This is a genomic window from Lentimicrobiaceae bacterium, from assembly GCA_028697555.1.
Classification (GTDB): domain Bacteria; phylum Bacteroidota; class Bacteroidia; order Bacteroidales; family UBA4417; genus UBA4417.
Genome location: JAQVEX010000006.1, coordinates 25,146 through 40,850, shown reverse-complemented (window position 1 = coordinate 40,850; position 15,705 = coordinate 25,146). Strand labels below are relative to the sequence as shown.

Below are 15,705 nucleotides of genomic sequence, written 5' to 3'. Positions count from 1 at the left end.
TTGTCCGAGAAAATGTTTTGCATTTACGAATATTGTACATTTGTTGAGTAAAAATGCGTCTGTGTCAAGCGATGAAAAGCCAATAACAACTACAAAAAAATGTAACAAACAATAAGATGATTATGAATATAAAAACAAAATCAACATTTATTCTATTAGCATTGCTAATGGTAACAAAACTTGCATTTTCGCAGGATTTAAAAATTCCGGAACCAAATTTCCCTTCGGAATTTAATACATCAATCAGGCTCTTTTTAGAAGAAATTCCTAGTGAAATTTTAAGCAATTATGGAATTAACAACCAAGCTGAAATAAATAAAGCAACTATTGGTAAACCTATTGCTGTTTACACCATTAAAAACGGCAGTTTATCATTTACAAATACGTGGCGTGTTCCGTTAGTCATTGATAATGAGTATAGAGCTCTGTTTACCATACATAAAAATAGCGACGATGAATACAAGATTGTCGATTTTGGAGCTGTGTTATTGGCTGAAGAGTTTTTTAAGTTTAAAAAAGAAAACGATTTTTCGGCAATGCTTAGGGTATATGAGCTACGAACAGACTACTTTATGTGCGAAGATAGCGTCGGAGAATGGAAATTCCAGCCAATTTCAAATCAAGAAAAAAGCCAATATAGCTTAAACGAATTAATCAATATAATAAAATAAAAAATTATGAAAAAGGTAATATTATGTGTGTTGATTTTGATAGCTTCTATCAATTTAAAATCGCAGGTTTTGGATGTTACTCAGGTAATTCAAGAGCAAAGTCAGTGGTGTTGGACAGGTGTTACTGCATGTGTTCTAGACTATTATTGTGTGTCTGTGTCGCAGTGCGAGATTGCAGAGTACACGCGAACTGTCGCTACATGGCATAATTTTGGCAACACAAATTGCTGTGTCAATCCTTTGGCAGGGTGTAATTATTGGAACTACAATTGGGGAGAGCCCGGAAGCATTCAAGACATATTAGTTCACTTTGGAAATATTTCAAATTCAGGAACTTTAGTACTTACTCAAGACCAAGTAATTTCTAATATTCAAAACAACAGATTATTTATTATTCGTTGGGGATGGACTTCGGGAGGCGGACATTTTGTTGTCGGACACGGTTTGGTAGGAAATAATTTGTATTACATGGATCCATGGTTTGGTGAAGGTCTGAAAATTGCCGACTATAATTGGGTGGTCTCAGGTGCTGACCACACTTGGACACACACAAATTACTTACTCAATACTCCTGCCGGAAATCCGCCTTCAGCCGCCGGAATAATTACAGGTGAGTCAACAGTCTGCCAAGGGCAAGGTTCTGTAACTTACCAAGTGCCCGAAATAGCAAATGCAACTTCGTACGTATGGACACTTCCAAGCGGAGCAACTGGAACAAGCACGACAAACAGCATTGAAGTTGATTTTGGCACTAATGCAATTTCAGGCAATATAAAAGTAAGAGGAAAAAATAAATGCGGCGAGGGTGAAGCTGCAACAAAGGCAATTACCGTAAACAAAAAACCGAATACTCCAATCATTACATTAAACGGTTCGGTTTTGCATTCCAGCGCTCCGTCAGGTAATCAATGGTATTACCAAGACAGCTTAATAACCAGTGCTACAAGTCAGAATTATACTGCAACTGTAAATGGCAACTATTATGTAATTGTTACTTTGGCAGGTTGTAGCTCCGACCCGTCAAATACAATAAATGTATTTTTATCAGATAAAGAAATTGTTGAATCGGATAAAGGTGTTAAAATATATCCAAATCCTGTTTCAAATGAACTGATTATTGAAATAAAGGGTAATTCCGAAATCGTAAATTTTGAAATTTTAAATTCTGTAGGACAAGTCATTACCAAAGGTAATTTTGTTAAAAAAACTGCCGTTCACACAAGCAATTTCGCACCCGGTATATACTTCATTAAACTTGATAATGGCAAAACTTTTGAGTTTAGGAAGATAGTAAAGGAGTAGTGATTGCGTGCGGGAGGGCTTATTGTTTTAAAAGGATAAAGTAAATGCTAATAAGGTTAAGGTGAAAATTAATTGTTTCTGAAAATGTTTTATTTTTGTTGTGAAAATTATGCGTTACTAGAAATTTGAGAGCAAATACGATTATGAGATTTTCACAAAGAATAGGAAAAAAAGATATACGACAAACCTTACAAACGGGCAGTATCGATCAGGTCTTAGAAAATCGTTTGTGGAACAATATATTAAATGATTTCATTAATAAAACAGCCGACTATTCTTCATCATCTTATGGGGAATCAAGGCGAGTTAAAATTTTAAGATATATTTGGGAAAACTTTTTTGAACTTAAAGCAGATGAAATTCCAACTACTAGTCTTGGAGGTGTTTATTCGGATGGTGTTATTAAATTTATAAAAAACTGGTATTTGAAAGCAGAATGGTTTGAAAAGTATGATTTGATAGAGTTTTTATCAAGCATTAGTGATACATTAAATTTAGACTATACAGCTAAAGTAAATCATACTTTAAAAAGAGAACTTGCAGGTTATACTATAATTCAAAATAAAATTGTTCAAATAACTTCAGACCAAGAAGTTAAAGCTATTGAGGAAGCTCTCAGTAATACATCAAAATATAAGTCTGTTGAAACACATTTATGCCAAGCACTGGATTTACTATCAAACAGACAAAACCCAGACTATAGAAATTCTATTAAAGAAGCTATTTCTGCGGTAGAGGCTTATTGTTGTATTCTAACAGGAGACCCAAAAGCAACATTGGGTAAAGCACTTACCCAAATTGAAAAGACAAACCGAATCCATAAAGCAATGAAATCATCTTTTTCTGCATTATACGGTTATACAAGTGATTCAGGAGGCATTAGACATTCCTTGTTAGAGGACGATATTAATGTAACTATAGAGGATGCCAAATTCATGTTAATTTCTTGCTCAGCATTTATAAACTATTTAAAGGCAAAAGAATAAAACTGATAGTAACAAGCATTTGGTACAATGGTGGATAGCATAATCAATTTAATATTCTTCTAGTTATCAACTTTTGTTGTGTAATGACAGTTTTGTGCATCTAAATCAGTTCATATTCTGAGAAGTCAGCAGTAGCTCTAAAAAAGCATTTTTAATTAATTTAAAAGATATGATGCTATTAGTTTTCTACAAGCATCAAAAAATAATTATTTCTGAATACATTTTATATTTGTGAATTTTGTATTTTTGTTTAGTATATTTAATGTCAGGCAAACGTATTCATTAACAACATAATCTCTTAAATTATGAAAAAATATTTTACATTACTTTTATTTTTATCATTCGCGATGTTGTCATTCGGACAAAGTAATTATCAAGATGTAGTTTATCTAAAAAATGGAAGCATTATTCGTGGAATAATTATTGAACAAATTCCAAACAAATCTATTAAAATTGAGACTGCTGATAGAAATGTTTTCGTTTGTCAAATTGATGATATTGAGAGGTTTACTAAAGAGCAATTAAGGGACAAAAATGGTAATCCTTTAAATAATATTGGGTTACAACCCGGATTACAACCTGGATATAAAGGAATTGTAGAACTGGGTCATCAAATAGGGGTAGGCGACTATCGTCAGAATAGATTTAAGTTTAATTTTATTTTTGGGCACCAGATAAATCCCTACATCTCAATGGGTGTTGGAACAGGATTACATTATTACTCTGGTGCCGATGCAGTATTAATTCCCTTTTTTTTGGATTTTCGGACAAATTTTATCAATAGAAAAGTATCTCCATATCTGTCATTAGGAATAGGATATTCATTTTCATATAATGTAGCAAATAGATACATAGGGGAAGGGATTTTACTTACTCCCACTTTTGGGGTTAGTTTTAAAATCTCAGACAAATCTGCAATGTTTTTTGGATTTGGTTATGAAATGCAAAGGATGAATAATACTGTTTCGTACTGGGGCGGTTACCGTGAAGATACAGAAAACTTTGGTGCAATAAGTATAAAATTCGGTATATCATTCTAATCAACAAATAAAATCATTTAATGTTACATAAATATAGTTAATGGTGCAGTTAATGATAATTTGAAGATTACTTTTCAAGTGGGGTTAAGTAATGTTGTGTAATTACGAACATGCAACTCGCCACGCACGTGGTGTATAAGGGTGACATTAATAATCCAATTTTTTATAATACACACCAAACCTCAAAACCATAAAAAAATACTCTCTCTCCAATTAAACCAAATACATTATCTTTGCATACTGTAAAAAAGTGTAATCTTGAAGTTATCGGTTGTTATAGTCAGTTATAATGTTTCAACATTTTTGGAGCAGTGCCTGCATTCGGTTATGGCATCAAAAGTTGATTTCGATATGGAAGTGTTTGTTGTTGATAATGCTTCCGTAGATAACTCAGTGTCAATGGTTAGGAATAAATTTCCTAATGTTAATTGCATTGCCAATAAAGATAATGTTGGTTTTTCTAAGGCAAACAATCAGGCAATAAGAATAGCCAAAGGCGAATACGTTTTGTTGCTCAATCCCGACACGGTTATTGAAACCGACACTTTGGCTAAGGTGGTTAATTTTATGGACGAAACTCCTGATGCAGGCGGCTTGGGTGTTAAGATGGTTGACGGAAAAGGAAACTTTTTACCCGAATCAAAACGCGGACTACCAACACCAAAGGTTTCGTTTTTTAAGATGTCGGGACTGTCGAAAATTTTTCCTAAATCAAAGACATTCAACAAGTACCATTTGGGATATTTGGATAAAGAACAAATACATTCTGTCGAAATTTTGTCGGGTGCGTTTATGCTTTTGCGTAAGAGCGTTTTAGACAAAATCGGTCTTTTAGACGAAGATTTCTTTATGTATGGCGAAGATATCGACTTATCGTACCGAATTTTACAAGCAGGGTACAAAAATTATTATTATCCCAAAACTCGTATCATTCACTACAAAGGCGAAAGCACCAAGAAAGGCAGTTTGAATTACGTTTACGTGTTTTACAACGCAATGATAATTTTTACCAAAAAGCATTTCACCAAGCGGTATTACGGTGCTTTTACGTTGCTGATAAAGTTTGCAATATGGTTAAAAGCCGGTTTGGCTATGCTAAAACGCATTTTAAACTGGATTTTACTGCCATTATCCGATGCTTTGTTGCTTTCTGCAGGTTACTACGCTATAAGCAAACTTTGGGAAAACAAGTTGTATCCCGAAGGCGGCTCTTATCCTGTTGAGCTATACTACTACGTACTACCGGCAATGGTCTTGATTATGCTTTTATGCTTGTTTTTCAATTCGGGTTACAGCAAGCCGTACAAAATTAAAAAAGCCCTGAAAGGCAGTGTAGTAGGTGGGGTAGTTTTATTGGCAATATATTCCATGTTGCCCGAAATTCTAAGGTTTTCTCGTGGAATAGTCTTGTTTGGAGCATTGTTTTCGCCTATGGCAATATTATTTGTCCGACTTTTCTATATTTTGGTAGGATATATCAAAATACCTGCAAACAAGCGTATAGCAATTGTCGGCTCGGCACAAGAAGTCGAACGTGTTAGACAAATGATTACGAATTTTAATTTGAAAAATGAAGTCTGTTTTAATATCAGCACAAGCAATGATGCAGGTTCAAACGATATGTTTGTCGGAAATATCGACAAATTGGAAGATATTGTCAGAGTAAATAAAATAAACGAAATCGTGTTTTGTGCCGGCGATTTAAAATCGGAGCAAATTATCGACCAAATGTCAATGCTGCAGCATCTGAACATCGAATACAAGATAGCTCCGCCCAAAAGCTTATCAATTATCGGCAGCAGTTCCATAAATACCGTCGGCGAGCTCTTAGAACTTGAAAACAATTCAGTATCAAAAACCAATAATAAAATTCTAAAAAGAACCTTCGATTTTATTGTTTCTTTGTTTATGATATTGACTTTGCCCTTGCACCTTATCTTTATTCCCGAAAGAAAGAATTTTATAGGCAATATTTTTAAGGTTTTCGTTTCAAAATATACTTTGGTGGGCTACAATACTGAAATTAGTTGCAAAACCTTGCCTAATTTAAAAAAATCAATATTGTTTCCTACAGATAATTTCAACAAACAGATTGACAACTACGAACTTATATACAAGCTCAATGCTGTTTACGCCAAAGATTATAAACTTCTGAACGACGTTTTAATTTTGATAAAAGGTTACAAAAAATTGGGAAGAAAAGTAAAATAAATAAAGATGACGCACACGCTACAATTAAACAAACCTTTAGTGGTATTTGATATAGAAAGTACCGGATTAAGAATTGCTTCCGATAGAATTATTGAAATTGCAATGATTAAGGTTTTAACCGACGGAACCGAGCAATTTCGCAGATATTTAATAAATCCGCAGATGCCTATTCCTGCCGAATCTACTAAATTTCACGGCATTACCGACGATATGGTTGCAGATAAACCTACGTTTAAAGAGCTGTCAGGCGAAATAAATGCTTTTATAGGCAACAGCGATTTGGCGGGATTTAATTCAAACAAGTTTGATATTCCTTTGTTAGTCGAAGAGTTTTTGCGTGTAGGCGTTCAGTTTGATTTCAGAAACAGGCGTTTCGTCGATGTTCAAAATATTTTCCATAAAATGGAACCCAGAAATCTCCGTGCAGCTTACAAATTCTACTGCGATGAAGAATTAGAGAACGCTCACTCCGCCGAGTACGACACCAAAGCCACTTATCAAATTTTGCTCAAGCAAATTGAAAGGTACAAAGATGTTGAATACGTTGATGCCGACGGCAATGTTTTTTATCCAATTACCAATAAAATCGACGATTTAAGCGAATTTTCAAACGTACACGACACAGTCGATTTGGTTGGACATATTGTTTACAACAATAAGAATCAACCTGTTTTCAATTTTGGAAAATACAAAGGAAAAGTCGTTGAAGACGTTTTTAACACCGACACTTCTTACTACGATTGGATGATGAAAGGCGACTTTCCGCAAACGACTAAAAGTGTAATTACGGCGATTAAGTTAAAGGTGTGGAAGTAGGTTCGTGGTGCGGGTTACGAGTTGCGTGTTACGGGTTGCGGGTTGCGTGGCAATTATCAATGAACAATTAACAATGAGCAATTATTGACTGTTAGCTCCGAAGTTTCGGGAGAGTATCAGCGATTTTGTTAATGTGATATGCAATTAAATAGGCTTTACTCTTTTCGTATAGATAACTTGTTGCCAAAACAATAGCAATAGCCAATAATTTAGCTTTAAAAAGGACGGCATACATTTCTTCTGAATGGAGTTCGAAATAAATCCTTAGTGAGAACGGGAAGTTCCGAGCTTGCTCGGAAATCACCCGCACGAACTTAGGATTTATGAGAACGTAATTCAGAAAAGAAATGTCAGCCTTGACTTTTTGGTTCTTTTGTGTCAAGACAAAAGAACATATAAAAAGAATAGAACCTTTAAAGCGAAATTTTGCTACAATCTCGAAACTTAAGGGTGCAATGTGCCTCGAAGTTTCGGGGTTCATTACTAATTGCTAATTTGCTAATTGCCAACAGCCAACAGCCAAAAGCTATTCACTTCAAAAAGACGTAACACTAAAAACCGATATAATTATCAAAAACAGAGTGTATATCACTAGCACTGCGACAATTAGTAGTCCAAAGTATTTAAAAAACTGAGCTATTCGTTTAAATGCAGTGCCGAAACATGCAGTTGTGTTGTTTTTTATACCTTTATTTATTCTAATAGAAAATGAATTTAATATCCAAAACGCAGGAAAAAGGACGGCAAAACCGACTATCATTAATATTCCGCCAATTCTGTCTATTTGGTTTAATCTTACAAATCTATCCTGAAAATTATTGCAACTAAACGACGAAAACAGAATGATTATCCCTAATATCAGCATAAAAAATATTACTATAAAGCCGGTAATAGAAATAAATTTCGCCCACTTCGATGCAATTTCCAAATTCTGTATATCAGTTTCGCTCAAAGCGGTTTCGTCATTTGTTTTTATATCATTGTTGCTTTTAGTCTCATCAATTTGAGTCGGACTCTCAACAACTTCTTTATCAATTTCGTTATTTTCCATACAATTATCTTTGTAAAATTATATATCGCCTTGGTAGCAGGCATTTATAAGTTCTTCAACGGTAGCAGTCGCAAGACCAATGCTGGTATCGGCAGCACCGTAATAAACCTTGACTTCGCTATTGTTTTTCGCAAAACCGTTTTCGTCAAATTCTTCAACAATAATCCCCGAAGGGAAAACCACATTAGGCACTTGACCGACTAATTCGTACATTTCGCGTGGTTCCAAAATATTATCTCCACTACGAGCAATAACCACGCTTGGGTCGTTTAAATCGTGCAGAGTAACACCGGCTTGATAAATATTTGAAGAACCAAAATGTGTAGCAACGCCGTGATATATGTGCAACCAGCCTTTTTGAGTCTTGATAGGAGTAGGACCCGAGCCAATAAGCTCGTCCCAATAGTGAAAACGTCCGCTCATTACAGGCGAAACCAAATTCCATGTAATCAAATCATCAGATTCTGACAACCAAATTTTGTCGCCGGTCATAGTGCCGTTTTCGAGTTTAACTTGGTTTGGTCTCTCAAAACGTACAAATTTACCACCTATTTTTTCTGGAAATATAACACCATTTCTGGAGTCAATCTCGTCGGCTGCAATAAAGTAAAAAGACTTAAAATCATCGGTTTTTACCAAGCCTAAATGGCAACCATCTTCGGTATCCATAGCAAATTGAATGTAGTATCCATCGTTGATATGCGTAATGCGTGCATCGTATAAATGAAATATTTTTTTGCCGTAATTCTCAATACCTTTAAAATTAATAGGCTCGTTGTTGATACTGAAGTTAATACCGTTTGAGCTTTCAGCTAATAAAAAATAAGTTTTTCTGGCTCTGGTTTGCACGCGAAGTATTAAATAGTAGGTATTTCCAACTTTAATAGCACCCGGATTGAAAACACTGCTCGGGTCAATTATCAGGTTGCCCACATTTGGTATGTCTTTGCGTGTTATTATCGGATTTAAATCGTAACGTTTAAGCATAGTAGTTAATTATTAGAATTATTATTCATTTTTTGAGATAAAACCGTCGTCGGAATCGTCGCGTAAATTGCTTCGCAGTTTTGTTATCATTTCCTTCAGATTTTTAACACCTCCAATTGTAAACCATATTGTTACAAAAACCGATGCACTTAAGAAAACGTAAGTGTATATTTTCCAAAACATCATCCATTGGTCGTTTGTAAGCGGTTTTACAATAAAGTAAAATAAAGTTCCTACAATAAAAACTAACACCCACATGGCAGTCCAGCTTGTAGTCGCCCAATATACAACTTTATCCCAAAATGTAAACTCCTTTGTCGGCAGCATTGTTTTCCAACCTTTAATCGGTTCTTCCTGAGCATCAGTGCTATTTTCGTGTTTTTTTACATTTGCTACAATTCGGTTAAAACTATCTTTTTTATCTGGGAAAAGATATGAAAACATTATATACACAAAAATCGCAGAAACCATAGCAATAAACCATCCCCACTGACCATTTATAGGGAAATTCTCAAAAATATTATTTAAAACAATGTTTACGGTTGCTGCAATAGAACCGGTAATCATGGCAGCCCATGCAGCGATGGTAGAACCTCTTTTCCAATAAAGTCCGCCAATTATCACAGCACCCGAACCTCCAGCATAAATAGCTCCGCTTATATTTAAGAAAAGGAAAATCTTTTCGGTTTGTTGAAAAACAATGCTCAAAATAAAAATTGTAACAGCTACGCCGGCAACCGACATTTTTAGGTATTTGATATGGTCTTTTGGTCTGAAAGGCTTATTGCGTATAGGAAGCACAACATCTTGTATAAAAATACTTCCCCACGAGTGCATGTAAGTGTTGTGGCAAGTAATAGCAGCAGCCAGCATAATAGCAGCAAATGCTCCTTTAACACCAACAGGTAGGAGTTGGTTCAATATCATTGGAACTCTAAGCTGACTTTGGTCTGCGACTGTAAAAGACGACAAAAACACATTAACACTATCAGCAATAACCTTATAGTTCTCGTGATGTGCCACAGTAAACGCAATAATAGGAACTATCACCAAGAAAAGTCCCCACTGCGGGACTAATCGCCAATTGGTTAAAATATCAGCCATTTTAGCTTCGTGAGCACTTTTGGCTGCAACATTAAATGAAGCATTACCTTGCCACGAAAGTTTTGTGTATATGAGTCCGAACATGCTTATAAAAAAGAACCAAGGATTGAAGTCCTGCACCTCAAAAGCATCGAAAGGATTTATAAGCGAATGTCCGGGTGGTACTTTTGTAATAACTTGACTAATGTCCGTCCAGCCGACTTTTACAAGTAGCAGTATGACAATCAAAACAAACACAATATTTACAAACGTGCCTTGAACAAAGTCGGTAAACATAATAGCAATATGCCCTCCCGAGAAAATAAAAAACAGTGGCACTAAAACCATTATTGCGGTTACCAAAATGTAGGTTACGGAAAAGCCTGCCAAAGGTCCTATTTCTGGAATACCGCAGAAATAAATAAAAAACTTGGCACTAACGGCAGGGAAGATAATCATATTGACAATTCCGGAGAGAAACGCAAGCATACCGGCAAAAATTCTGAAAGCTTTGTTATATCGCATCTGAAAAAATTCTGCCATGGTCAAAGCTCTTGTTTGTCTGAAACGATAAACAACCCAGCCGGCAACGCTCATACCGACTAATATAACGGCAGTAGGCATTTCCCACCATCTTGAATTAAAGCCTGCATAATAGTTTTGTTCCAATGCTCCGACTATTGTTATGGCTCCCAAGGCTGCCGTACCCTGAAACATAGATATTATATATCTGCCGCCGGTTCTACCGGTTGCTATAAAATCGCTGACGCTCTTTAGTAGTGTTTTGCTCAGCAAAGCTAAGCCCAACATCAATGCAAAAAGCATGACAACAATACTCCAATCAATCCAATTTAAATTCATTAAAAATGGGTTTAATAATTAAACTCCACAAAGGTAATTTATTTTTATTACTGTCCGATAAAACCATGAAAAAGAAAGTTGTTCCTATGGCTTGTGTTAAATGCCCTTAGCTTATAGCCATTGGCTTTTAGCTTTTGGCTTTTGGCTCTTAGCTCTTAGCTTTTGGCTTTTGGCAATTATCAATTATCAATTGGTAATTATGCTAATTGCTCATTGCTACGCAACTCGAACCACGCAACACGCAACCCAATAGCTAAAGATGTTTATCGAACAACAATAATTTGTTTTACTGATTTTGAGTAAATAATATTAATTACAAACCTTAATTTTATTCGTCAATAGTGTATCTTTGCCCTTTTTACTAATACTATGCATATTTATTCTATTATAGGAGATGTTTGGGGAATGGACGGTGGCGTGGCTTACGGCGTTATTCCCAAAACGATATGGAACAAACTTACTGTTGCCAACGAACGTAATTTTATACGCATGATTACTCGCTGTATGCTTGTTGTTTACGACGACAAGAAAATTCTTATAGAAGTGGGTATGGGAAATAAGCAGCGTAGCAGATATTATGAAGTCAGAGAGCGAAACGACGATTACAATGTTGTAAAATCGTTGGGAGAAGTCGGTTACAAACCCGAAGATATCACCGATGTGATATTTACCCACCTTCACGACGATCATGTTGGTGCTGCAACTTATTACGATAATGAAGAAATAAAACACACTTATCCAAATGCAAATTATTGGGTAAGCAAAGATCAGTGGGACTGGGCTTTGGCAAGGAATAAAAGAGAATATGCAGCCTTTTTGCCCGAAAATCTCACTCCATTATTGCAAAGCGGAAGATTAAATTTAGTTGAAAAAGGTCAGCAACCATTCAAAAACATTGAATTACGACTGTTTTACGGACACACAATAGGTTTAATAGTTCCAATTATTCACTATAAAGACAAATTCATAGTTTACGGTTCCGATTTTCTTCCCTCGGCGTATCATTTGCCGTTTCCGTACATTGCTGCTGCCGATATTCAACCTCTTGTAACCCTCGAAGAAAAAGAAAAATTTTTACCCGAAGCCTTTAATAATAATTATTTCATGTTTTATTGCCACGATACCGACAACGAGGTATCTACCATACAACAGAATGAAAAAGGATATGTTATGGGCGGTAGTTATAAACTAGAGGAAATATTATAAAATTTCGCATTTTGTTTTTTATATAGATTTGATGATGTTGCGTGGTTCGTGGTTAGGGTTAGTTCTGAGTTCTGAGTTCTGAGTTCTGAGTTCTGAGTTCTGAGTCTCCAAACTCTAAACTCCAAACTCGGAACTAATTAATCACTCATCACTCATCACTAATCACTAATCACCACTCACCCGCCACCATTCACCAACATCCAATCTATGAGCTAATAACAAAAAAGGTGTCAGATTATCTAACACCTTTTTTATTTATAGCGATAAAATCGTTTAAACTATTTTTTGCGTTTATCAGCTTTAGCGGCTTTGGCGGTTCTTTTTCTTTCCATACGTTTATTGTTAAGAAGAATTGTATCGTATGAAATAGGAATAGCTGTAAATAGTGTAGAGTAGGTACCTACAATAACACCTATAAGCATTGCAAATACAAATCCTCTAATAACATCGCCGCCAAATAAGAATATAGCCAATAGCGTAACGGCAGTAGAACCGGCTGTGTTTACTGTTCTGCCTAAAGTTGAGTTAAGAGCTCCATTCATATTTTCGTACAAAGGCATTTTGGGGAATAATTTTCGCCACTCCCTTATTCGGTCGTACACAACCACAGCGTCGTTAAGCGAGTACCCTATAACAGTCAGAATGGCAGCTATAAACGATTGGTCGGCTTCTAAGTTGAATGGTAAAATGCCGTAGAATATTGAATATAATGCCAACATTAATATAGCATCGTGGAATAGTGATGCGACACTACCCAAAGCGAAGTGCCAGGTTTTAAATCGTGCGGCAATATACAAGAAAATTGCTATCATTGACAGAAGAACGGCATATATAGCATTTTGCCTTAAATCGTCGGAGATAGCAGGGTCAACTTTTTGCGAACTCAAAATACCTATTTGTTGGTTTTTGGTACTAAAGTCGTTTGCAGCTATGTTTTCATCAAACATATCTTTCAAACTCTCGTATAGTTTAGCTTCAACAATTGAGTCAGCTTGCTGCGATTTATCATCAACTAAATATTTTGTGGTAATTTTAACCTGGTTGGCTGAACCGAATGTTTTTACTTCGGGTGCATCTTCCAAAATATTATAAATTGATTCGCGAACCTCGTTTGGATTGACATCCTTGTCGAAACGAACTATATACGAACGTCCACCTGTAAAGTCAACACCATAACTCAATCCTCTCGTAAATAATGAAACTATACCTATAAGTATTAGAACACCTGATATTATATACGTAACCTTGCGGAGTTTAATGAAGTCAATTTTAGTATTAGTAAATGCATTGATTGTATATTTATTTCCGAAAGTAATGTCTTTATTTTTATCAAGAAGTCTTTCAAATCGTAAACGAGAAATAAATATAGAAGTAAACAACGAAGTTATAATACCTATTACAAGCGTTGTGGCGAAACCTTGTATAGGACCTGAACCGAAGAAGTAAAGGATTATACCGGTTATCAATTGTGTTACGTTACCGTCGATAATAGCCGAGTATGCGTTTTTGTAACCGTCTTGTATAGCTAGTCGCAGACCTTTACCGGCTCTGACTTCTTCTCTAACCCTCTCGTAAATAATAACGTTAGCGTCGATAGCCATACCCAGTGTTAGGATAATACCCGCAATACCGGGTAAGGTTAGTACAGCTCCTAAACTTGCTAAGAAACCTAATAAGAAAAATACGTTAGTAAACAATGCAATGTTGGCAACTCTACCTGCAGTGCCATAATACATAGCCATGTAGGCTAATATAAATATAAATGCGATAGCAAACGAGAGTAGACCTTTGTTGATAGATTCTTGTCCTAATGATGGACCAACAATTTCTTCCTGAACAATACGAGCAGGAGCGGGTAGTTTACCGGCTTTCAATATGTTAGCCAAGTCTTTTGCTTCTTCAACGGTGAAGTTACCCGAAATGGAAGAGCGACCGTTAGGAATTTCGGTATTTACGTTTGGAGCCGAATAAACAAAGTCGTCGAGAACAATTGCTATTTGATTTCCAACGTTGTCGCGAGTTAAGTTGCGCCATTCTTTTGCACCTACAGCGTTCATAGTCATTGATACTTCAACTCTACCGTTTTGGTCGTAGTCCTGACGTGCATCAACAATTACATCGCCGAGCATGGCAGCAGTATATTCTCTGTTGTTCGATTTTAAAGCAAAAAGCTCTAAAACATCAGGAGAGTGGCGTTCGGGTTTTACAGCCCAAGCTAATTTAAGGTTTTTAGGGAAAATATCTTTTACTTTATTTAGCATGCTATTAACTATAGCCGTATCTTTTAGTTGAGCGTAGCCAACTGTAGCTCTGTCGCTTGCGTAATACTGACCATTTTGGAAGAAATATGCAGGTTGCAAATAAGCAAATAATGGATTTTTTTTGCGGTATTCTTCTAATTGTGCAGCATTGTCAACTTTCAAACTATCGGCTTCAAGTAAGTCGGATAGGGCAGAAGTTGATTTTTTTGCCGTATCTTCTTCAATAGCTGCGGTTGTTTCATTTTCTACAGTATCTATTGCCTCTTGCTGAACATCTTTTCCTGTAGTTTGTTCCAAAGTGTCTCCTAAGTGTTCTATATCTTCGGAGCTAAGGCTCATAGCTAGTAATTCGTTAGCTTCGCTAAAGTAGTTTTGGATTTCATTAAAATGAAATGTTTCCCAAAACTCAAGGTTAGCAGAACCTTGTAACAGTTTTCTAACTCTTTCGGGGTCTTTAATACCCGGCAATTCAATTAATATACGGTCGCTGGTAACCAACTTTTGGATTGTAGGTTGAGAAACACCAAAGCGGTCGATACGGTTACGCATAATGTTAAAAGTTCTGTCGAAAGCAGAGTTAGCTTCTTCTCTCAATACTGATAGTACTTCCGCATTTGTAGAACTGGGTTGAATTTTTTCGCGTAAGTCCATACGACTGAATATTGCCGAAAGTTGAGCATTTGGGTCAACTTCGGTAAACGATTCGCCGAATAGGGTTACAAAATCTTTTTGTGAGTTTTTCTGTTTTTCAGTTGCTCTACGCATAGCTTCAACATAAGTTGGGTCGTCGCTATGTCCCGACATACCGTCAATTACGTCTGCTAAAGATACTTCCAACATCACGTTCATACCGCCTTTAAGGTCAAGACCTAAGTTGATTTCACGGTCTTTACACTCTTTGTAAGTGTATTTTCTTATTAGTATGTTTAAGGCTGTTTTGTTTGAGATAGAGTCTAAATACTGATTCTTTTTGCTTTCTCTAATTGAATCAATTACAACTAATTCGCGTGCAGCATGATTGTTAGACAGCTCTTTTACATCTTTGTAAAAAATTTCGTTATTTGCATATCTTGTAGCCTTGCCTTCTTTTATCTTTGTTGCTACTGTAAACGATAGCTGATAAACACAAACTATGGCAAACGCTATTGCAAAAAATCTTATCGCACCTTTGTTTCGCATCTGGATTTTATTTATGATTAAAAATTAATTTTTCAAGTTTGCAAATATAAG

The 15,705-nt window shown here is 35.8% G+C and carries 11 protein-coding genes; 7 read left to right on the top strand and 4 right to left on the bottom strand.

What is annotated here, in order from left to right:
• Positions 1-122 precede the first annotated feature (122 nt).
• The 6 genes from PHP31_01700 to PHP31_01675 all read left to right on the top strand — a co-directional run bounded on the left by PHP31_01700 (position 123) and on the right by PHP31_01675 (position 7,026).
• A complete protein-coding gene (locus tag PHP31_01700; protein MDD3737994.1) occupies positions 123-671 on the top strand; it encodes a hypothetical protein in 549 nt (182 codons plus the stop codon).
• 6 nt (positions 672-677) lie between these two features.
• Complete coding sequence (locus PHP31_01695) at positions 678-1,973, top strand: T9SS type A sorting domain-containing protein (protein MDD3737993.1); 1,296 nt, start codon at positions 678-680, stop codon at positions 1,971-1,973.
• 143 nt (positions 1,974-2,116) lie between these two features.
• Positions 2,117-2,959: a hypothetical protein gene (locus PHP31_01690; GenBank protein MDD3737992.1), complete on the top strand. Its 843-nt coding sequence runs from the start codon at positions 2,117-2,119 to the stop codon at positions 2,957-2,959.
• Positions 2,960-3,264: 305 nt separating this feature from the next.
• A complete protein-coding gene (locus tag PHP31_01685; protein MDD3737991.1) occupies positions 3,265-3,999 on the top strand; it encodes a hypothetical protein in 735 nt (244 codons plus the stop codon).
• Between the two features lie 258 nt (positions 4,000-4,257).
• A complete protein-coding gene (locus PHP31_01680; GenBank protein ID MDD3737990.1) occupies positions 4,258-6,210 on the top strand; it encodes a glycosyltransferase in 1,953 nt (650 codons plus the stop codon).
• Between the two features lie 6 nt (positions 6,211-6,216).
• The gene (locus PHP31_01675) at positions 6,217-7,026 is read left to right on the top strand and encodes a 3'-5' exonuclease (protein MDD3737989.1); all 810 of its coding nucleotides are present in this window, start codon (positions 6,217-6,219) and stop codon (positions 7,024-7,026) included.
• Between the two features lie 535 nt (positions 7,027-7,561).
• Here the strand turns inward: PHP31_01675 and PHP31_01670 are convergent.
• From PHP31_01670 to PHP31_01660, 3 genes are read right to left on the bottom strand one after another with little or no spacing between them, the layout of a single operon-like run.
• The gene (locus PHP31_01670; GenBank protein ID MDD3737988.1) at positions 7,562-8,077 is read right to left on the bottom strand and encodes a hypothetical protein; all 516 of its coding nucleotides are present in this window, start codon (positions 8,075-8,077) and stop codon (positions 7,562-7,564) included.
• Positions 8,078-8,095: 18 nt separating this feature from the next.
• Positions 8,096-9,064: a glycoside hydrolase family 130 protein gene (locus tag PHP31_01665; protein ID MDD3737987.1), complete on the bottom strand. Its 969-nt coding sequence runs from the start codon at positions 9,062-9,064 to the stop codon at positions 8,096-8,098.
• A gap of 21 nt (positions 9,065-9,085) precedes the next feature.
• On the bottom strand, positions 9,086-11,008 hold the full coding sequence (locus tag PHP31_01660; GenBank protein ID MDD3737986.1) for a hypothetical protein: 1,923 nt from the start codon (positions 11,006-11,008) through the stop codon (positions 9,086-9,088).
• A gap of 369 nt (positions 11,009-11,377) precedes the next feature.
• Between PHP31_01660 and PHP31_01655 the strand changes: the two genes are divergently transcribed.
• Positions 11,378-12,214, top strand: a complete 837-nt coding sequence (locus PHP31_01655; protein ID MDD3737985.1) for an MBL fold metallo-hydrolase — start codon at positions 11,378-11,380, stop codon at positions 12,212-12,214.
• 278 nt (positions 12,215-12,492) lie between these two features.
• On the opposite strand, the gene secDF is transcribed toward PHP31_01655, so the two are convergent.
• Positions 12,493-15,654 carry a protein translocase subunit SecDF gene (gene secDF, locus PHP31_01650; GenBank protein MDD3737984.1) on the bottom strand — a complete coding sequence of 1,054 codons (3,162 nt, stop codon included), beginning with the start codon at positions 15,652-15,654 and terminating at the stop codon, positions 12,493-12,495.
• Positions 15,655-15,705 lie beyond the last annotated feature (51 nt).